Source organism: Microbacterium sp. NPDC090007, assembly GCF_044748345.1.
In the GTDB taxonomy this organism is placed as follows: Bacteria; Actinomycetota; Actinomycetes; order Actinomycetales; family Microbacteriaceae; genus Microbacterium.
Genome location: NZ_JBIVFV010000001.1, coordinates 1,040,642 through 1,059,499 on the forward strand (window position 1 = coordinate 1,040,642; position 18,858 = coordinate 1,059,499).

At 70.3% G+C, this 18,858-nt stretch carries 21 protein-coding genes; 9 read left to right on the plus strand and 12 right to left on the minus strand.

The window, feature by feature from the left end; translation table 11 throughout:
• The first annotated feature begins 117 nt into the window (after positions 1-117).
• Positions 118-303, plus strand: coding sequence for a hypothetical protein (locus ACIPVB_RS04875; protein ID WP_400367393.1), 186 nt, complete (start codon positions 118-120; stop codon positions 301-303).
• 168 nt (positions 304-471) lie between these two features.
• Here the strand turns inward: ACIPVB_RS04875 and ACIPVB_RS04880 are convergent, their stop codons facing one another.
• Positions 472-720 (minus strand): hypothetical protein, encoded by a 249-nt coding sequence (locus tag ACIPVB_RS04880; RefSeq protein ID WP_400367394.1) that lies wholly within the window; start codon positions 718-720, stop codon positions 472-474.
• Between the two features lie 122 nt (positions 721-842).
• On the opposite strand from ACIPVB_RS04880, the gene ACIPVB_RS04885 reads away from it, so the two are divergent.
• Entirely contained in the window at positions 843-1,535 is a 693-nt protein-coding gene (locus ACIPVB_RS04885) for an esterase/lipase family protein (protein WP_400367395.1), read from the plus strand.
• Positions 1,536-1,556: 21 nt separating this feature from the next.
• Here the strand turns inward: ACIPVB_RS04885 and ACIPVB_RS04890 are convergent, their stop codons facing one another.
• Together ACIPVB_RS04890 and ACIPVB_RS04895 are read right to left on the minus strand one after the other, a co-directional pair.
• A complete protein-coding gene (locus tag ACIPVB_RS04890) occupies positions 1,557-2,399 on the minus strand; it encodes a transglutaminase family protein (protein ID WP_400367396.1) in 843 nt (280 codons plus the stop codon).
• On the minus strand, positions 2,345-2,908 hold the full coding sequence (locus tag ACIPVB_RS04895) for a MarR family winged helix-turn-helix transcriptional regulator (RefSeq protein ID WP_400367397.1): 564 nt from the start codon (positions 2,906-2,908) through the stop codon (positions 2,345-2,347). The genes ACIPVB_RS04890 and ACIPVB_RS04895 overlap by 55 nt, the downstream gene beginning before the upstream one ends.
• A 51-nt stretch (positions 2,909-2,959) precedes the next feature.
• Here ACIPVB_RS04895 and ACIPVB_RS04900 point away from each other — a divergent pair, with 51 nt between their 5' ends.
• Positions 2,960-3,361 carry a hypothetical protein gene (locus ACIPVB_RS04900; RefSeq protein WP_400367398.1) on the plus strand — a complete coding sequence of 134 codons (402 nt, stop codon included), beginning with the start codon at positions 2,960-2,962 and terminating at the stop codon, positions 3,359-3,361.
• Between the two features lie 176 nt (positions 3,362-3,537).
• On the opposite strand, the gene ACIPVB_RS04905 is transcribed toward ACIPVB_RS04900, so the two are convergent.
• Complete coding sequence (locus ACIPVB_RS04905; protein ID WP_400367399.1) at positions 3,538-3,729, minus strand: hypothetical protein; 192 nt, start codon at positions 3,727-3,729, stop codon at positions 3,538-3,540.
• Positions 3,730-3,901: 172 nt separating this feature from the next.
• Here ACIPVB_RS04905 and ACIPVB_RS04910 point away from each other — a divergent pair, with 172 nt between their 5' ends.
• Positions 3,902-4,207, plus strand: a complete 306-nt coding sequence (locus tag ACIPVB_RS04910) for a hypothetical protein (protein ID WP_400367400.1) — start codon at positions 3,902-3,904, stop codon at positions 4,205-4,207.
• Positions 4,208-4,216: 9 nt separating this feature from the next.
• Here ACIPVB_RS04910 and ACIPVB_RS04915 read toward each other — a convergent pair whose 3' ends face one another.
• On the minus strand, positions 4,217-5,155 hold the full coding sequence (locus ACIPVB_RS04915) for an aldo/keto reductase family oxidoreductase (protein ID WP_400367401.1): 939 nt from the start codon (positions 5,153-5,155) through the stop codon (positions 4,217-4,219).
• 753 nt (positions 5,156-5,908) lie between these two features.
• Between ACIPVB_RS04915 and ACIPVB_RS04920 the strand changes: the two genes are divergently transcribed.
• Positions 5,909-6,616 (plus strand): DUF998 domain-containing protein, encoded by a 708-nt coding sequence (locus ACIPVB_RS04920; RefSeq protein ID WP_400367402.1) that lies wholly within the window; start codon positions 5,909-5,911, stop codon positions 6,614-6,616.
• Positions 6,617-6,835: 219 nt separating this feature from the next.
• Here the strand turns inward: ACIPVB_RS04920 and ACIPVB_RS04925 are convergent, their stop codons facing one another.
• Positions 6,836-9,307, minus strand: coding sequence for a LuxR C-terminal-related transcriptional regulator (locus tag ACIPVB_RS04925; protein ID WP_400367403.1), 2,472 nt, complete (start codon positions 9,305-9,307; stop codon positions 6,836-6,838).
• Positions 9,308-9,639: 332 nt separating this feature from the next.
• Between ACIPVB_RS04925 and ACIPVB_RS04930 the strand changes: the two genes are divergently transcribed.
• Positions 9,640-11,184: a polysaccharide biosynthesis tyrosine autokinase gene (locus tag ACIPVB_RS04930; RefSeq protein ID WP_400368185.1), complete on the plus strand. Its 1,545-nt coding sequence runs from the start codon at positions 9,640-9,642 to the stop codon at positions 11,182-11,184.
• 228 nt (positions 11,185-11,412) lie between these two features.
• Here the strand turns inward: ACIPVB_RS04930 and ACIPVB_RS04935 are convergent, their stop codons facing one another.
• A complete protein-coding gene (locus tag ACIPVB_RS04935) occupies positions 11,413-12,759 on the minus strand; it encodes a sugar transferase (protein ID WP_400367404.1) in 1,347 nt (448 codons plus the stop codon).
• Positions 12,760-13,255: 496 nt separating this feature from the next.
• On the opposite strand from ACIPVB_RS04935, the gene ACIPVB_RS04940 reads away from it, so the two are divergent.
• Positions 13,256-13,531, plus strand: a complete 276-nt coding sequence (locus tag ACIPVB_RS04940; RefSeq protein WP_400367405.1) for a helix-turn-helix domain-containing protein — start codon at positions 13,256-13,258, stop codon at positions 13,529-13,531.
• A 34-nt stretch (positions 13,532-13,565) separates the two neighbouring features.
• Positions 13,566-13,985 carry a hypothetical protein gene (locus tag ACIPVB_RS04945; protein WP_400367406.1) on the plus strand — a complete coding sequence of 140 codons (420 nt, stop codon included), beginning with the start codon at positions 13,566-13,568 and terminating at the stop codon, positions 13,983-13,985.
• Positions 13,986-14,409: 424 nt separating this feature from the next.
• Here the strand turns inward: ACIPVB_RS04945 and ACIPVB_RS04950 are convergent, their stop codons facing one another.
• Positions 14,410-14,646: a twin-arginine translocase TatA/TatE family subunit gene (locus ACIPVB_RS04950; protein ID WP_400367407.1), complete on the minus strand. Its 237-nt coding sequence runs from the start codon at positions 14,644-14,646 to the stop codon at positions 14,410-14,412.
• Positions 14,647-14,866: 220 nt separating this feature from the next.
• Here ACIPVB_RS04950 and ACIPVB_RS04955 point away from each other — a divergent pair, with 220 nt between their 5' ends.
• Positions 14,867-15,535, plus strand: a complete 669-nt coding sequence (locus ACIPVB_RS04955; RefSeq protein WP_400367408.1) for a hypothetical protein — start codon at positions 14,867-14,869, stop codon at positions 15,533-15,535.
• On the opposite strand, the gene ACIPVB_RS04960 is transcribed toward ACIPVB_RS04955, so the two are convergent.
• The 4 genes from ACIPVB_RS04960 to ACIPVB_RS04975 form a co-directional block, all read right to left on the minus strand.
• Entirely contained in the window at positions 15,504-15,938 is a 435-nt protein-coding gene (locus tag ACIPVB_RS04960) for a VanZ family protein (protein WP_400367409.1), read from the minus strand. The two genes, ACIPVB_RS04955 and ACIPVB_RS04960, sit on opposite strands and share 32 nt — an antisense overlap.
• A gap of 73 nt (positions 15,939-16,011) precedes the next feature.
• Positions 16,012-18,015 carry an ABC1 kinase family protein gene (locus ACIPVB_RS04965; RefSeq protein ID WP_400367410.1) on the minus strand — a complete coding sequence of 668 codons (2,004 nt, stop codon included), beginning with the start codon at positions 18,013-18,015 and terminating at the stop codon, positions 16,012-16,014.
• 78 nt (positions 18,016-18,093) lie between these two features.
• Positions 18,094-18,501 (minus strand): MFS transporter permease, encoded by a 408-nt coding sequence (locus ACIPVB_RS04970; protein ID WP_400367411.1) that lies wholly within the window; start codon positions 18,499-18,501, stop codon positions 18,094-18,096.
• 23 nt (positions 18,502-18,524) lie between these two features.
• Positions 18,525-18,749: a hypothetical protein gene (locus tag ACIPVB_RS04975; RefSeq protein WP_400367412.1), complete on the minus strand. Its 225-nt coding sequence runs from the start codon at positions 18,747-18,749 to the stop codon at positions 18,525-18,527.
• Between the last annotated feature and the right edge of the window lie 109 nt (positions 18,750-18,858).

Genomic DNA, 18,858 nt, shown 5'->3' on the forward strand with positions numbered 1-18,858 from the left:
GCTGTGATACCCGGGAGGCCGCTCCAGAGCACCCCGCCCCGCGGTGCGCAAGCCCCGGCGCCGCCGGTCCGGTGTTCGTCAGGATGCCCAGACGGCCCATTTCCGAGGAGGACGACGATGACCGAACGCGAAGAGACCCAGGACGCCCCCGTCATGGACGGCGCGACCGATGCAGGGGTCGAAGAGAAGAAGGAGGGGGCGCAGCAACAGCGCGCCGCCGATGCGGCGGTCGAGTCCGACGCCGCCGAAGAGGATCTGAAGGACGACCTGCGCAGCATCCGCGGGTACGGCGAAGACCGCTGAAAGCGGCCGACGACTCCCGCCCGGAGCCCGATGGGAGACGGGCTCGACGGGTGGGAGTCGTCGCGCTGCGACGTGGCTCAGACTACGCGGGGTGGGTTCGCGAGTCGGGGCGCCGTGCGCAGCCAGGGGCGGGGGCGCGCGCCGGCTGCCAGGCCGTCGGCGCCGGGATCACCGCGCGTCGTCGGTGGGGATCTCTCCGGCGGCGATCGCGTCCGCATAGGTCCGGATATCGGGGCCCGGCTCGTAGTCGATGAAGCGGTCCTTGATGCGACCGTTGATCTGCGCGAACGCCTCATCCGACGAGATCCCCTCGCTCTCGCGGGCGACGGCGACCACCGCTTCCCGCAGGACGCGATCGGCGTCGTCGAGGATCTTCTGTCGAGCGGGCTCATTCCACCGGATGTCAGAGATGTTCATGGCGACACGATAGGCCGGGGGCTCGAACCCGGATCCCGGGCTTGCGCCCCGCCGCGCGATGTGCGGCGGAGCCGGGCACGCAAGGCCCGTATGGTCGCGGCGCGGAGAGCGAGGATGGGATCATGTCGACCGATGCCCCCGTGCCCGCGCCCGCCCTCCGGCGCCGGCTCGACTGGTGGGCGCGAGACTACGCGTACGCGGTCCGCGGTCAGGCCCGAGCCCTCGCAGGTCGTTCCTCACCCGAGGCCCTCGCCGAGGGCTCGGGGACTCCGATCGTCATGCTTCCCGGCATCTACGAGACCTGGCGCTTCTTGGAACCGCTCGCCCAGGCTGTCCACGCGCACGGGCATCCCGTGCACGTCGTGACCGAGCTCGGCGGCAACCGGCGTCCCATCGCGGCCTCAGCGGCACGCGTCGCCGCCGTGCTCCGTGACCGCCGTCTCGACGACGTCGTCCTGCTGGCCCACAGCAAAGGCGGCCTGATCGGAAAACACGTCATGACCTTCGACCCGGTCGGCGCCCGTATCCGCGGCATGGTCGCCGTGGCGACGCCGTTCGGCGGATCCCGGTACAGCCGCCTCATGCCGGCCCCTTCGCTTCGCGCCTTCGCGACGGGGGACGCGACGATGCGCGCGCTCGCCGCGTCCGCCGCGGCCAACACCCGGATCGTGTCGATCTACGGCCCCTTCGATCCGCACATCCCCGAGGGCAGCGAACTGGCGGGAGCCCGCAACGTCCAGCTCGCCGAGGGAGGCCACTTCCGCATCCTCGCCGATCCACGGGTGGTGTCCGAGGTCATTCGTCTCGCCGGCTGATCGTCGCCGCTCGTCGCCGGCTCAGCGCAGCAGCACCGCGCCCACGTGGTCGTCGTGCGCGAGAGAATCGGATGCCACGGCCATGACCGTCATCCGCTGGACGGAGACCGCGCCGGACAGAGTGGTCAGGAAAGCGGTGTCGGCGGCGTCGCGGCCGGTGGCGATCCGCACCAGATGCGGGCGCGGCGCAAGTCGCGTGGGATCCACCACCTCCCATCGTCCGTCGACGAACGCCTCGACGACGGCGTGGAAATCCATCGGGTCCAGGCCCGGGGCGAAAGCGGACACGAGGCGCGCCGGGATCCCGCGGGCACGCAGCAGGGCGATGGTCAGATGCGCGTAGTCCCGGCAGACGCCCCGCTCCGCCCGCAGGGTGTCGACGGCGGAATCGGTCGGGCTGCTCGACCCGGGCACGTAGCTGAGCTTGTCGTGGACCCATTGCGCGATGCGCGAGACCGTGTCGCGAGCTGTCGAATCGGAGAAGAGCGCGGCCGTTTCGAAGAGGACATCCGACTGCGCGTACCGGCTGGGGCGGAGGTAACGGACGGGATCGAGATCGTCGGATGGTGCCGGTGCGACGGGCGTGCGAGTCTCGGCGCGATAGGAGATCTCGACGGCGCCGGGCGCCAGCACGAGGCGGTGGACGCGGCCGCCATGCGCGTCCTCCGCCTGCGCAGCCGTCATCGTGCGGCCGTCGAGGACGATGCCCAGCTGCTCGTCGTGGATCCACGCGGCGGGTGGGGTGATGGACAGGACCACGTCCGCCGCGGCATCGACGACGAGAGCGAGATCGACCGCGATCCGCGCCTTCAGGCGGCGGCGTCCGAGAGGGGGGCCGAAGTCATCCGCACCGCACCGCAGCACCCCGTCCCCTGCTTCTCGCAGTCGTCGGCGACCGCGCATCGCATGCGCTGGAGAAAGGTCGTCACCACCTCGGCTTGCTCGGCGCTCATCGCGCGGGTGGCGTGCATCATGCGCGCGTGCATCGCCGCGAGCGCCTGGCGCATCTCGTCGTCGGCGCGGATCGTCGAAGACACGATCACCTTGCGACGATCCGACGGGTGGGGCGTGCGGATCACGTGCCCCGAGCGTTCCAGCCGGTCGAGCATCGCGGTGACCGACGCGGTCGACACGACGAGGTGTCGGGCGAGATCGATCGGGGTGACGTCGCGACCGGAGGAGTTCGCGCGCGTGAGGAACCGGAGGACGAGGAGTTCGTTCTCGCCCATGGCCATCGCCGCCTGGGTCTGTCGGCGCATGCTCATCTCGGCCGCGCGGTATGCCCGGAGGGCCTCCATCACCCGCGTCCCCCGATCGTCCTCGGCGCTCTCGCCGTACCAGTACGGCGGAGGCGATGTGTCGTCGCGTTTCATCCGCGCTCCTAATAACTCGCTTGCCTATTCGCTAGTCTAACTAGTAAGTTGATGAGCAAGCAACGAGCAGAGGGGTACACCATGGCCAAGCTTTTCTACGGAACGACCGCCGAACCGATCGTGATCGACGACCGGATGCTGGCGCACGTCAAGGTCGTCGCGGCCACGAAGCTGCGTCGAGGTGAGAGCTTCACCCTCTCGTGGGTACACGGTGACGACGAGCCCATCGGCCGGTCGACCATCTGGCTGCAGCCGTCCATCCCCCTGCGCTTCGTCTTCGACTCCGAGCAGCCGGAGGCGCTGGATCAGAACCTGCTCAAGCGGATGGCGAACGACGCCAACTCTTCACGCGGTCTGAGCCTGGACATCGACCCCGACCAGCCCGCCGCCGCTGGCGTACCGGCGCGCACCGAGCCCGCGAAAGCTCCCCGATCGCTCGCGCGCGTCGCGTAGGCGCGTTCCCCGTCCGCGGCATTCGCCGGATGCCGCGGCGTTCGTCCCCGCATTGCGCCCACGGTGTTCGTTCCTCGCGGACGCCGATTGATGAAAGAAGCAGATGAACAACATCACGTCGTGGGATCTGCCCACGGAACCCCTGACGATCATCACCCCCGACGCCCTCGAGGACGTCAGAGCTCGTTGACGTCCTGAGGGTCCAGCGCGGGCGGGGGCGATGGGCTCTCGCGTCGAACGCGGGCCACGGCGAGACCGAAGACCACCGTGCCCGCGGCGAGCAGAGCGAGTTTGGGAGCGATCGGCGCGTCGGCGGGGAAGAAGAGTGTCGGCGCGGCGCAGATGGCCGCCGAAACGGTACTCGCCATCGCGCCGAGGGGAAGCGTCGACGACCGGCCCATACGTCCTCCTCTTCAGCTCGTCGGTTTCAGCCTACGGGCCACTATCGTGCGCTGGGGCTCGCGTCCAGTACCGCGCGCGGAACGCCGGTCTTCACTAACTTTGCGAAATCGACGAAAGGCCCCTCTGTTGCGTCTCCGAATGATCGCGGCGATCGTCGCCGCCCTTCTCGCCGCCGGTGGTGCCGCGCCGGCTTTCGGCTCCGCCCCCGCTGCTTCCCAGGGCTCGGAGGTCGCCGTCGTCCACGGCGTCGCCTCGCTCGTCGGTCCGTCGACCGTTGCGGCGGCCGGACTCACCGACCGGGCGGTTGCGCAGACGGCTCCGGATGCCGAGGCAGAGGCCGGTCGCCTCGCCTTCGTCATCATCCCGCTGATCGCCGCTGCCGTCGTGGTCGTGGGGGCGATCATCGTCATCGCACGAGGGCGCCGCGGCCGTCGGGGGGACTGACGGCGACCCCTACGGGACGAGGTACCCCGCGGCGCGGACGAGCGCGTACCACTCCGCCCGGGTCAGGGCGACGTCGGATCCCGCCGCGGCGTCCGTGACACGCTGCGGGGTCGTCGTTCCGAGCACCACCTGCATACCAGCCGGGTGCCGGGTGATCCATGCCACCGCGATGGCCAGCGGGGTCACGGCGTAACGCGCCGCCAGCTCGTCGATCACCGCGTTGAGCTCGGCGTATTCCGGGTTGCCCAGGAAGGCCCCGCCCCCGGCCCGTGTGCCCTGCACCGGCGACCACGCCTGCAGCGTGATCCCCTCGATTCGGCAGTACTCGACCAGGCCGCCTCCGTCGAGCACGACGGATTGCGGGGTGTTCTCCATGTTGGCCGCGAGCCCGTGGACCACGACGGGGGCATGGGCGATCGACAGCTGCACCTGGTTGGCGACGATGGGTTGCCGCACCGCGGTGCGCAGCAGGTCGATCTGGCGCGGGGTGTGGTTCGAGACGCCGAAGGCTCGGACCTTCCCGCTCGCCTCGAGGTGGTCGAAAGCCCGCGCCACCTCTGCGGGTTCGACGAGCGCGTCGGGACGGTGCAGGAGGAGCACGTCGACGTAGTCGGTGTTCAGCGCGCGCAGAGAGGCCTCGACGGACGAGACGAGGTGGTCGTAGGAGAAGTCGAAGAAGGGCCCCTCCCGGACGATCCCCGCCTTGGTCTGCAGACGGATCTCACCCCGCTCGGAAGGGCTGAGATGCAGAGCCTCGGCGAACCGCATCTCGGCGGAGTGGAGCGAACGGGCGTAGATGTCGGCGTGATCGAAGAAGTCGATGCCGGCGTCTCTCGAGGCGGTGTAGAGGGCTTGCACCTCGTCGTCACTCTTGCCGTCGATTCGCATCATGCCGGCGACGACGTTGGGGACGGAGATTCCGCTGGGGCCGAGGGGGATCGTGCGCATGTGACGACGCTAGTCGCCGGGAGCGGGGTCGGGGCGCCGGATCGTCGAGACCCGTCCTAACCCGTCTCCGATTGGAGCCGGTCCGGGCCGGGCGGGACCGGCGGGACCGGCGGGACTGGACGGGGGACGCGCGAAGGCCGTGGTGACCGTCGCCTACGACGCGGGGGCGGACGGGGCTGGAGATCGGGTGGGGATGCACGGTCTCGCAAGCGGGGTACGGAGCCTGCGAGACCGCGCATCGGGGGAGAGCGGTCGTGTCGGGAGAGTGGGATCTTGGGGGAGAGCCGCACGACGACCGCTCGATGTCGAGGCTCGCACATCGCAACGGGTCGAGCGGGGATCAGTCCCCATTTCTCACCCGTGGATTCGCCCGTCTCCCGGTCTACGAATGGCCGGTATCGCTTCGGGGGCGCCATCGATCGGACGACGGGCGCAGGGGGACTCGAACACGTCCAGGGGGAGGAGGAGCGGCTGACGGCGAGCATCGGGGGCGAGGTCTGCCCGCCGCCCGCAACGGGCGGCCGGGGCGGTGACCGTCACAGGCGCGGGCAGGGCGAGAGCATCATGCGATGCGGCCCCCCGGCTCGCGTGCGACGCCGTCGCCCTGCCCGCGGGTTCAGCTTCGCCTGTGGGGCGGGGCGAGATCGACCGGGAGGGCGCAAAATCACCCGCCACCCTCGCCAGATCACCACCTCGCCCGGGCGGGCGTGAGAGGAGGCGGTAGGGTGGCCGAGCGCTATTCAGGAGGAGCCGATGTCGAAGACCCTCGAGACCCCCGTCGGCACCCTCCCCCGCTCCCGTCCCCGTGCGACGCGCTCGCGCACCCTCGCGGTACTCGGCGCCCTGTGTGCGTTCGGTAGCTCGGCGCTCATCTGGCTCTGCCGTCTCTGGGACCCGAGCGTGCACTACGTGAGCCAGCTCGGCGCGACCGGGATGACGACGGCGCCGCTGTTCAATCTCGCCCTGTTGCTTCTGGCCATCGCCGCCGTGCTGGTCGAGCGAGCGCTGCTCGTTCGCGGGGCCGGGTACGTCGCGGGGTGGCCGATCGCGACCACGCTGATGCTGTGCGGTCTCTGTTTCGGCTTCGCCTCGGTCGTCACCTGCTCGCCGGGGTGTCCGGTGCCTTTCACCGCCGGTGCCCTCCCGCAGGACCTCGTGCACATCTCCTTCGCCGTGCTCGGTTTCGCGCTGGCGATCGTGGCGATGGCGCAGACGACGGCGCTGCGTCGACGTCCCTGGATGCGAGCGGCGAGCATGTTGACGCTCATCGCGGTCGGTGTCGCCTCGTTCACCGGAGCGATGATCGCGCTCTACCGCGGTGACACCGTCCTCGGCGGCAACCTGGAATTCACCGCGGCGACGCTCGCCATCATCTGGTTCGGCGTCTTCGGCCTCCAGGTCGCTCAGGACGCGCGAGACCCGGCCGACGAACCCCGGCCGCGCGCGGGAGGGGCGCCGTGAGTGTCCGACCGAAGGGGCCGAGCGGGTCGGCTTCGGTGCGCCGTCTGCGGTCCCTCCTGTCGTGGACCGCGTTCCTTGTCTCACTCGTCGTCGTGCTCGTGGTCCTGCGAGGCGCCGGAGTCCCCCTCTCGGTGCCCGGCGTCGCGCTCGTGCTGGCGTGCCTGTTCGTCGCGCGTGGGGTGACCGGGTGGTCTCGACGTCGTCGGCGGCGGCGTAGCGTCACACCTCCGACTCGGTCTCGATGAGCCCCCACGCGTGCGCCGCGCGGATCGCGCTCGAGCGATCGGACACTTCGAGCTTGCGGTAGAGCCCCTGCAGCTGGGTCTTCACCGTGTTCGGAGAGACGACGAGCGCCCGGGCGATGTCCGAGATCGTCGACGTCGGGGTCAGGTGCGCGAGAACGACCTGCTCGCGTTTCGTCAGGTGAGGCACGCTCACGGACGAGGCGAAGAACGACCGTCGGTCGTTCAGACGCTCACGTGTCTCGGGTGAGAGCATCTTGAGCACGAGCGGCCGATCTTCGGGGGCGACCGCGCTCCACGGACTCCACAGGTCATGACGCACGCTCAGCGCCTCGGCGCGTTGTGCGGTCGTCCGGTGGGCGGTCACGCCGTTCAGCCGCACGTCGGCGACGATGCTGACCACCAGGCTTTCCAGGGCGGCGCGCGGCGACGGCTCGTGGTGCAGGCCCCACTTGACGCCCATCACGAAGGACTCGTGCGTGCGCCCGGCGTAGAGGTTCGATAGGGCGATGGCGGGCGCGGTGGCCGCTGAGAGCGCATAGGGCCCTTCGAAGAGCGACGTGGCCTTGCGTGCCTGTCGCAGCGCGATCAACACCTTCGCCCGCGCCGTCAACAGATGGATGGACTGGAAATGAGAGGGGGGTGTACTGCGTGTCCGCCCCGTCCAGAGGCGGAGCAGGCCGAGGGCGTCCGATGCCGCATCGGACAGCAGGAAGGAGAGGGCGTGCACGGATGCCGCATACGGCCAGAGCTCGCGCGCGCAGGCGGTCGCAGACAGATCGTCCAGCAACGCGCGGGCCTGCGCCGCGTCGCCTTCTTCGAGCCGCAGCCACGCCTCCGCCAGGCGAAGGGCCTCGCCCCAGGGGGAGGGTTTCCAGGCTCCGCCCTCGTCCGACTGGATGAGGGCCCGGGCAGCGGCGACGTCCCCCTCGATGAGTTCGAGCACCGCGATCGTTCCCCGCGACCGCAGGCGTCGCGCCGGTGGGGCCACGCGTTCCGATTGCGCCAGAGCGATCCGCGCGTCACGGAGCTTGCCCATCGCGAACGCCGTCATTCCGACGTGGTACCAGCCCTCGCAGACGACCTCGGGAGTGAGACCACGAGCCTGACGCAGAGCCTCGCCCAGCGCGGCGGCGGACTCGGTGGACAGGGCGAACCTGCCCGCCGCGCGAAGCAGACCGACGCGGAGCGTGAGGGCTTCGACACTTGCGCCGGCCGGGGTCCTGGCATCCGACATCTGCGAGAGAGCGGCGACCGCGAGCGCGGGTGCCTCGGTCGACGACGCGGTGCGCGGGTCGAGCGAGAGGAGGGCCTCCACCGTCTGAGGCGTCGTCGGCGCGTGCGCGACCAGATCGTCGAGCAGTCCGGTGAGGCAGTGCGCATCCCGAGCCCAGATCTCGGGACCCGACGAGCGGAGGATCTGCGCAAGCGTGTTCCACTGGTGGGCGGCCGATGCGAGACGTGCGGCGACGAGCGGCTCACCGGCGTCGACGAGGTGCTCGAGCAGATGGAGCCGCGCGCGACTCACCCGGTCGGGCGCACGGTCCGTGATGTCGCGCAGCCATCTCTCGCGAACGGGTTCGGCCAGGGTCAGGCGGGTCGAGCTCGGCCAGGCGAGTCCGCCGTCCTGCAGGCGGACCATCAGATCGGCCGTGGAGCCGATCGACGGGTCGGCGCTCAGCGCCTCCGCGATCTCCGCCGTCACGTACGGCGCCACCGCCAGCAGACGGATGTCGTCGGTCACCGGTAGCTGAAGTCGCTGCTCGAATTCCGCCGTCAGAGCGGCCGTGGCGTACTCCGCCACCGTCGCCGCCTCGCCGCGCGTACGCAGGGGCAGTCCCTCCAGGCGGAGGCGCGCGGCGGCGAGCTGCGCCAACGCGGGCCACCCGTGGATGCGCGCAGCCAGGTCGTCGATCGCCACGTCGGCGGTGACGATGCCGTTCAGCTCGAGCACCTCCGCGATCTCGTCGCGGGTCATCAGCAGAGCGTCGGCCGGAATCACGTGGACGTCGAACTCCAGTGCGATGAGGGGGCTCTCCAGCCCTGTGGCGTGCCGCGTCGCCACGACGATGCGCAGGTGCGGATCGGCCCGCAGAAGCTGCAGGAGGTGCTCCGTGGACAGCTTCGATCCATCGACGTGGTTGTCGACGAGGAGCACGTGCGCGGACGGGCCCACGGCGAATGCTTCGGCGATGCGCTCCGCGGTGTCGGACCCCGCCAGGCTCCCGTCGACGACCTGGACGCCCAGGTTCTCGTCGTCATCGAGAGCGGCGGCGAACTGACGCAGGAGCGAGCTCTTGCCGACTCCGGCGGGCCCGCGGACGAGGACGACGTCGCCGGAGAGGGCCTCGCGCAGGCGGGCGATGGCCGTCGACCGTGCGGCCCAGAACCGGCTGGTTCGTCGGCCCGTCCGGACGCCGGGGGAGACGGAGTCCACATCGATCAGCATCAGTTACCTCCAAGGGGTCGGGCGGCGTCTCTTGCGGGTGAGGAGTGCCGTCGGCGGGGCGAGTGGGCGGTCGCGCTGGAACGATCTTCGGGGTGAGGTCGGATGCCGGCCGTCGAAAACGACCCATTTCATCCCTCTCGTCATCCCCTCATCACCCTCTTTGGCATCACCCTTTTCGTCACCCTCGGTCGTCACCCCCGCGGGCTGAGAAGAGCTCTCTCGTCCCCCTCGCGGCACCGGCGGTCGTCACGGCGCCGCGCCGAGCGGGTCCTAGGCTTCGTGCGACCTCGACGACTTCCTCGTCGCGGCACGAAAGGCGGTCCCGAGTGGAGATGCAGCGAGTCGTGCGCATCATGCGCGCGTATTGGAAGACGATCGGGGCTCTGCTGGCGCTGGGAGCGCTGGCCGGGTGGGGATGGAGTGCGCTGCAGCCAAGGGTCTACACGGCCGACGCGAGTGGGTACGTCGCGACCGTGTCATCCGACGGGTCGACGGGGTCCGCCCTCGCGGGCGATCAGCTGGCGCTGTCGAAGGTGAAGTCCTTCGTGGACATGGGGTACTGGCGCAGCGTGGCCGAGTCCGCACGCCAAGCCCTGGGGGTGGACGACAGCCCGGAGTCCCTCGTGCAACGTGTCCGCGTCTCCAACCCGGTCGACACGGTCAACGTCCGGGTGGATGCCACCGGGCCGACGCCGGAGTCGGCCCGGGACCTGGCCGAGGCGTGGATCCGGGGAATGACGACGCAGGTCGACGATCTCGAGACGGGCGGCACGGGCCGGGGAGCGGTACGACTCGTCGCGGGTGATTCCGCGCGCCTTCCGACCGCGCCCTCCTCGCCGAATGTCAAGATCGACGTCGCGGTGGGTGGGATCGCCGGAGGCGTCGTGGGCGTCGTGTTCGCGCTGGTGCGACGCACCTTCGACCGGAGGGTCCGGACGGTGCAGGACATCAACGACGCCGTCGATGTCTCGGTCGTCGGAATCCTGCCGGTCGACAAAGAGCTCGCGACCGGGCGGGCGGTCTTCTCGTTCGCGGACGTCCGGGATGGGCGCGGTTCGTTCGCCCACAAGGAGGCCATGCGCGAGCTGCGCACCAACCTGCAGTACGTCGACGTCGACCACCCCCCGCGTGTGATCGTGGTCACGAGCCCGCTGCCCGGGGACGGCAAATCCACGACCGCGGCGAACCTGGCCGTCAGCATCGCCGCGACCGGTCAGTCCGTCATCCTGATCGACGGCGACCTGCGGCGCCCCGTCATGGGCGGGATGTTCGGCGTCTCCGAGGACGTCGGGTTGTCCGACGTCCTCGCGTCCCGCGTGCAGATCGAGCAGGTCGCCCATCGGGTCGACCAGGACGGACGTCTCTTCGTGGTGGCGGCGGGGCGGACGCCTCCCAATCCCACGGAGATGGTCGGCTCCCAGCGCATGCAGACCCTCGCCCGTACGCTCGCCGAGGACATGGTGGTGATCATCGACTCGCCGCCGACCCTCGCAGTCGCGGATGCCGCCGTCATCGCGAGCTGGGCCGACGGTGCGGTCATGGTGGTGACGGCCGGCCGGACGACGGACGACATGCTCACCCGGGCGGTCGAGAACATCTCGAGGACCCGCGGTCGACTGCTGGGCATCGTCCTGAACCGAGTTCCCTTGCGCGGACCGGACTCCTCGTACTACGGGGCCCGTTACACCGACTCTTATGAACGTGGGCGCACGAGCGCCGCGAATCCGGGTGGCGACGCGCGTCCGCCGCGCCGTCGCGCCCGTCGAAGGTCGGCGAAGAACCCCCCGGTCGCGTCCGGACCGCGTCGTCGGTCGAACGCGGCGCCGCAAGGGATCGCAGCCGCGCCGACGGGTGAGGTTCAACACGGTCTCGGGTGAGGTGTCGAGCGAACGCGTCGAATGAGGCGCTGCCGGAGCGACCATGTCGATGGCGGTCGTCGCCGCGGGCTACGGAGTAGGGGGATCCGCTCGGTCGGAGCGGATCCCCGCGACGGTGCGACCCTGCGGCGGCCTCGATGGGGGAGAGTCCGGAGTCAACTGCTCGAGGTGACCGTTCGAAGCGACAACCGCGTGCTAGTCCCGGTCGACACCGGGACCGCCGCGCGATCAGTGTGCGGTGTCGCCCGGAGCGAAGACGGCGCGGAAGGTCCTCGCCAGGATGATGAGGTCCCCGATGAGGGACCAGTTCTCGACGTAGAACAGATCGAGTCGTATGGCGTCGTCCCAGGAGATCGCGGACCGCCCACTGACCTGCCAGAGCCCACTCATGCCGGGCCGGACGATCAGTCGACGGTGAGCGACATCGTCGTAGAAGGCCACTTCGGCGTCGCGCTGCGGACGCGGTCCGACGAGGCTCATCTGGCCGGCGATCACATTGAACAACTGAGGGAGCTCGTCGAGAGAGTGGCGGCGCAGCCAGCGCCCGACCGGGGTGATGCGCGGGTCTCTCTCGACCTTGAAGAGGGGGGAACCGGACCGCCCCTGGGCGCGCAACAGCTCGAGCAGAGCGTCGTCCGCCCCGTCGACCATCGACCGGAACTTGAGCATGGCGAAGGGAACGCCGCCCTGCCCGACACGCTCCTGCCGGAAGAGGACGGGACCCGGGCTCGACGCGCGCACGAGCAGGGCCACGGTGGCGAGAAGGGGCGAGAGCATCACCACGAGCAGACTCGCGCCCACCACGTCGAAGGCTCTCTTGGACAGCTGCTGCGACCGTGAGTAGCGGGGGGTCTCCACGTGTACCAGAGGAAGACCCGCCACCGGTCTGGTGTGCAGGCGCGGTCCGGCGACATCCGTCAGATTCATCGCCACGATGAGTTGCCGTCGGCCGGGGTCGAGACTCCATCCGATGCGTCGGATATCGTGGGCGTCGAGCACCGCTCCGCCCGTCACCAGCACCCCGTCGGCCCCCAGGTCGTCGACGCGCCGTCGGAGGCGGTCGGACTGCTCGTCTGACCACGGCGATCCGCCGACGCGGTCGACACTGTGCACGCCGACGACATGCAGACCGGCCGACGGCTGGCGTTCGAGCTCGGCCGCGACCCGGGCGTTCTCATCGGGGCTGCCGATCAGGACGACGTGCGTCCCCATCGATCCCGCGCGGCGATGTCGAGCCAGCCGACGGCGACACAGCGCGCGACCCGTCGTGAGGGCGAGCGAGCCCAACGGAAGACTGAGCAGGAAGTATCCGCGCGAGAGATCGACGGCGGTCAGGTAGGCGGCGATCGCCACGATGCCGAAGAGCTGCACCGATGCCGCCACGACGCGGCGGTACTCGGTGACGCCGTACCCGATGACGCGCTCCTGTCGTGAACCGCTGAGCCAGAGCGCCAGCATCCACGCGATGATTACGCCGACGGAAACCGTGCCGTAGTCGATCCCCGTGGAGCTGACCGCCACGGACGGCGGGCCGAGCCACAGCACCTGTGTGCACAACACGACGAGGGTGATCACCGTCAGATCCGTGAGCAGGACCCACCGGCCGTAGCGGCGCTGCCACGAGACTCGCCGGGGGGACCTATAAGGGGTCGCGCCGGACGAGAGCCCGGGTGAGTCACGGTACGAAACGGATGTCTTCACGGATCGTCTGCCTCCCGCGTCCGAGGACGTCTTCTTCGCCCGGCGGCCGCAGGTGGACGCCGGGAGCGCGATGACTCTCCCACCGCCGAAGGCGGGAGGAACGCGGGCGGAATCTCGCTCGATCGGGTGAGATGCGCGGCGTGGGGCGCCACCATCCTGGGCTTTCGGACGGTTGGCTCACGATCGCCGCGCGGAGGATGTCCCGGGGCGGAGGTACGGGATCGCGGGATCGGTATGCGTATCGCCCGGATTGTCACCCGTTCGGCGATGGGTTTCACCACTCGTGGAAGCAGCTCTGTCCGCACGTGCTGCGCGGGAGGAGAATGTTTACATGTTCATGTGGGAATAGCGGATCGCGCAGGCTGGACGAATGAGCGATGCGCCCGATGCCTGGAACGATTTCGCCCGCGAACTCGGAGTGCGCATGCTCCGCGCCCGCGCCGACAAGCACATGTCGCAGGAACAGGTGGCCCATGCGGCCGGCCTCGCCACCTTCACGTACCGCAAGTTGGAGAAGGGCGAGTCCAATCCGGGTACCGCGGCGAACCCGCGCCTGCGGACTCTCATCGCGCTCGCCGAGGTCCTGGACCTCTCCCTCGACGAACTGGTGCCGACCCCGCCGAAGGGCCTCGCACCCGGCCGGTGAGGGGGATGTCGGAGGTTCGCGTTTCAATGCGGGGGTGCCCACCGATGTTCGGATCGCCGTCACCGGCGACGATCCCTCGAGAAAGGTGCACGCCATGACCCCCGCGATCTCCGACGCTCGCCCACCCGCGTCCCGGTGCGTCTACGGCTGGTGCGTCACCCCGCACGGTGACACGGTGCACCCGGCTGATGAGGACCACCGCAGCGACGGTGTGGGTCTGACCATCCGCGTGCGCGACGCGCGCGCGTGCGGAGACGGGGATCTCCGCGCCGTCGAAATCGGCGTTCTGCGGCGTCGGGACGACACCGCGACCTGGATCGTCGTCGAGGCGGGTGGGCGCGCTTCTTTCGCGCTCGCTCTCGAGGACGCCGGGGCGATCGGGCGTCAGCTCGAGCGCGAGGTGGAGCGGGCGCGCGGGCAGGCCGGCGCGTCACCGCGGTCGTCTTCTCGCTGACCCCGCGGTGCGCCTCGTGGTCCGCGGGCGATACGGCGACCTCTTGGGCGGTTCGGGCGTCGGCCCGCCGTGCGCGTGCCGAGCGCCCGGATCTGTCGGGCGGTTCGGGCGTCGGCCCGCCGTGCGCGTGCCGAGCGCCGCGATGACGAGCACGCTCAGGAGGTCGGCCGATGTGCCGAGAGCGGCCGAGAAGACGGCGAGTGCGGCGCCGTCCGCTCTCGATCATGGGCAGACGCGGCGGCCCCACCTCTCTCGGCGGTGAGATCGGGCTCGGTCGGTCATCGTGAAGCCCTCGGTGCCTTCGATGGCGACTGTCGAGGTGCAGACGACCACGCGTCGCCGGAACCGGGGGCATCTGCGAGGGGTGGGCGTTCGTCCGGGTTCAGGGCCCGTTGCAGAGTCGGGCCCTGCGGCGCCCCGCGGATCACGTCGTCGACGTCGACCCGTCGGAGTGATCGGTCTCGGAGGTATCGCTCCGTGCCGCCGCCTCCGAAAGGGCGGGTTCCCCCGTGACCTCCGCGGTCTCGGAGCGGAGGATGCGGACGGATTGGCCGACGCTCTTCGCCAGCGCCGGCAACTTCGCGGCACCGAACAGAAGAACGACGACCGCGAGGATGAGCAGCAGATGCCAGCCCGAGAATGCGTTTCCGAAGATGCCCATGTCGGCCTTCCTCTCGATGGGTGCACCTCCATGCTGGGATCCCGATCGTCACCTCGGGCGGTTCGGGGCTCAAGCTCGCCCGCCCCTGTCACGTAGTTCACCCGTCCGTCGGAGCGAGGCCGGTGATCGGATGCGACGCTCCGCCCGTCGCCGCACGGGTCTACTCGGAGGCGCTGCGCATCCGCGAGCGAGAGGAGAGGGCGATGTTCGAGGCCGTCCGATGATCGCGCACCGGCTGGTGATCGTGTGCACGGCGAACATGATCCGCTCTCCGTTCGTTGCCGGGATGCTCTCCTCGCGGGTGCACTCGTCCCCCCACGTTCGACTCCAGATCGAGAGCGCGGGCACTGCCGCCCGCCCCGGGGCGAGCGCGACGGCCGAGGTGCAGAAGATCGCCCGGGCTTATGGGCTCGACCTCGGCGACCACCGCGCTCGACGACTGGACGACGGCATCCTTCGTGCGGGGGACACGGTGCTCTGCGCGGAGCGGGTCCATCGCCGGACCGTGCTGGATCTGCGCCCCGACCTCGTGTCGTCGGTCTTCACGCTGCGGGAGTTCGCGAGATGCGCCGAGGCGGTGTGCGCGGAGGGGGCGGTGAGCGATTGGACCCACCTCGTCCGCGCCGCGGGGAGGTACCGGCTGGCGACGCCCGGGCGAGAGGGCGATGCCGATGACGTCGTCGATCCGGTGAACGGTCCTCCGGCCCTCTGGCGCGATTTCGAGCGTCAGGCCACCCTGGCGGTCTCGACCATCCTGGGGGCGATCTCGGCGTTGTCCGGTCCGTCCTCCGGGACGGGGTCGTCGACGCCGTTGACGCGGCGGGAGTACCGCCGTCGACTCGACGAAACGGGTGATGTCACTCGGTCCTCGGGGTGCCGTCTCGGGTGAGACGCCGACGGATGACGCCGGTGAGGACCGCGCCGGTGAGAGCGCCCACGACATTCGCCACGACGTCGGCGACGCTCGCCGTGCGCGCCGGGAGGAACAGCGCCTGGACCGTCTCGACCGCGATCGGGACGGCGAGTGCGACGGCGACGACTGCCGCCGACCGACGCCCCAGGAGGAAGCTCGACATCACCCCGAAGGGCACGAACAATGCGACATTGAGCGCGAAATCGACCTGCCCCGCGCTGGCGGTGGGGAACATCGCGGAAAGGATCCCGTAGAGCAGACCGACGTCACGATCGAGGTGGTCCGGCCATAGGAGGACGACGGCCAGCCCCACCACGTACGACCCCGCGAGAAACCCGACGACGAGTCGACGCGGACGGGGCGGGGCGACGGAGGGCATGCCTCACCCTAGGCGCACTCGGCCGCGGTGCCGACGCCCGCCGCGGCGCCGCGAACGGCGGGGCGTGTCGGACTCAGTCTTTTCCGGCGAACGTGCGGCGGACGATGCGCAGCAACCCGAGGAACCCGAAGAGCCCGATCCCCGCCCCCAGCACGGCGAAGAGCGTGATCGATCCGCCGAGCACGGGACCGCCGCCGCTCACGATGAGCACGACCGCCAGCACGACGGCCGCGATGGACACCAGCGTCGACGCGATCTCCGCGGTGGCGCGGTCCAACAGGCCGCGCAGATCACGGCCGTCCTCTCCGCGCAGGGTGATGCCGATGGAACCCTTCTCGGCCCCGGTGAGCAGGGCGTCCAGTCGACGCGGGACCTGCTCGAGGCGCGCCATGGCGATCACCGCGTTCGCCTGCGCGTCGGTGGCCATGCGCGAGAGCGAGACGGTCCGTCGCAGGAGAGTCGGCATGAGCGCGAGCGCGCGACCGGCCATGTCGAAGTCGTCCACGATGACCCGGAGGCATCCCTCGAGGGTGGCGAAGCTGCGGAACGCCGAGGCGAGCTCGCCGGGAAGGGCCAGATGGTGCTGGCGGATCACGTCGATCATGCTCGTGAAGATCGAGCCGTGCGCGTCGGTGCGCAGGCTCTCGGTGGTCAGGACGACGCCGACGTCGTGACGGAAGGCATCGATGTCGAGGTCGGCCGGCGCCTCCACGATGAGCAGCAGGGCGTCGACGGCGGCGACGTCGTTCTCGCTCAGGGCAGCCAGCAGCAGCGCCGTCAGGTGCTGGCGCCGGCTGCGCTCGATGACCCCGACCGCGCCGAAATCGATCATGCCCAGTGACCCGTCTCGGCGGAGGAGGACGTTGCCCGGGTGGAGATCAGCGTGGAACACGCCGTAGACGAGGATCTGCTCGATCACCGTGGACATGAGGACCTCGGCGAGACGGTCGCGGTCCTCGGCATCCATCGAGCGGAGGCGATCGGCGGAGTCGCTGAGGGCGGTGCCGTCGACCAGGCCCATCGTCAGGACGCGTTGATGCGAGGCGGCGGGGACGATCGTCGGGGCGGTCACCGCCCGACGCCGGGAGGGGTCGGCTCGATCGATGCGATCGAGAGTGGCGCCGATCATCTGCGTGTTGCGTGCCTCGATGCGGTAGTCGAGCTCCTCGAGAAGCGTCGTGGTGAAGCCCCGGGCGACGGACTCGATCCGAAGGTCGCGGCCGACGCGCGTGCGCGCCTCGGCCCGGTGCGCGAGACGGAGGATGATGTCGGCGTCGGCTTCGACCTGCGCCCGCGCCGCCGGTCGCTGCACCTTCACCACCACCTCGGTGCCGTCGAGCAGACGTGCACGGTGCACCTGCGCGACCGACGCGGCGGCCAGCGGCACGGGGTCGACCTCGGCGAAGACCTGATCCAGGGGGACATCCAGGTCCGCCTCGATGACGCCTCGCACGGTCTCCCACGGCAGGGTGGTGGCATTCGTCTGCAGCGAGGCCAGGGCGCTCAGGTAGGGCTCCGGCACGAGATCACGGCGCGTGGAGAGGACCTGGCCGAGCTTGACGAAGCTCACCCCCGCGTCGTTGATGGTCGCGACGATGGCGTGCGCGCGTTCTTCCGAGGTGCTGAGCTGCTCCTCGACGCGAGCGCGCCCGCCGTGGAACATCCACCCCACGCCGTGGCGGGAGGCGATCGCGAGGATGTTGACGTAACGCCGCGTGCGCTTGCGTTGACGCAGCGCCGCGCGCACGACGTCGACGGGGTTGGGCAGGGGTCGCGTAGGGAAGATGGCCTCGCTCGCCACCAGAGCCGCTACGCCGAGGGCGAAGACCCAGGCCAACGAGAGGACGGTGACTCCGATCCACAGCCACACGGCATCCGCCGAGACCGCTCCGGCACCGTCGAGACCGGTCTGTCGCAGCGTCCAGGCCGTCGAGGGGACGCCGAGGAAGAAGACGATGAGTCCCACCACGATGCTGCGCGGCCATCCCACCGCCGTGCCCAGGATCCGGCGCGCCACGAAACCGACCAGCACCGCCGAAACCACGGCGGAGATCGAGATGAGGATGCTGGCGACCACGGGGTCAGCGTATCCCGCCCGGGCGCCGCGGACCGGGGGCGATCCGCGGTATCCGGACGTGGTCCGGGGTGCGCGGGGTCACGAACCGCCGGTTATCCGCTGCCAGATGTCGATGAGGAGCGGGGCGACGTCGCCGACGCGCTCGGCCGAGCCTGCCGCCACGGCGATCACCGGGAAGACGGTCACGCCGAGGGCGGCCAACACCGCGCACCCCGCGGCCGTCCACGCCGCCGCGGCGCGCCTGCGCGTCAGGGCGACCAGCAGGAGGGCGAGCACGACGACCGCGCCCACCAAGGTCACCGCCGTCACGCTGAGACCGGGGAAGGAGACGAGCCCGGCCGTGGACGCGGTCACCCCCACCAGCAGACCCACGAGGGGGAGGAAGAGCCCGAGCGCGACGAGCACGACGACGACGGCTCCGGTCGCGGCGGCGGTCGCACCGTGACGCGACCTCACGGGACTCCGGCGGGCGATGGTGGTGCGCATGGCGTTCTCCCTTCGGTGCGTTATCACGTGCGGAGGTCGCGGAAGGTCCTCTTCGCACGCTTCTCGGCGGCGGCGGCGGCCTTCTTCGCGGCCTTGTGCCGACGCTTGCGCGCGCTCGGGTCGTTCCACAGGCGCACGAGTTGGTGGCCCACCGACTCACGGCTCTTCATCTGCACGCGCGGGGTGCGCGTCCCCACGACGTAGGCGATCAGTGCGACCGCGCCGATCAGGACGATTTTGTTGCGCATGGCATCCTCCGTTCGAACGGGCCGTTTGCTCCCGTCCGGATGGGCGGTGCAGCGGGCTCGTCACAGACAAGACGTTGCATGCGGGGCAATCGTCACGCGTGAACCGCAC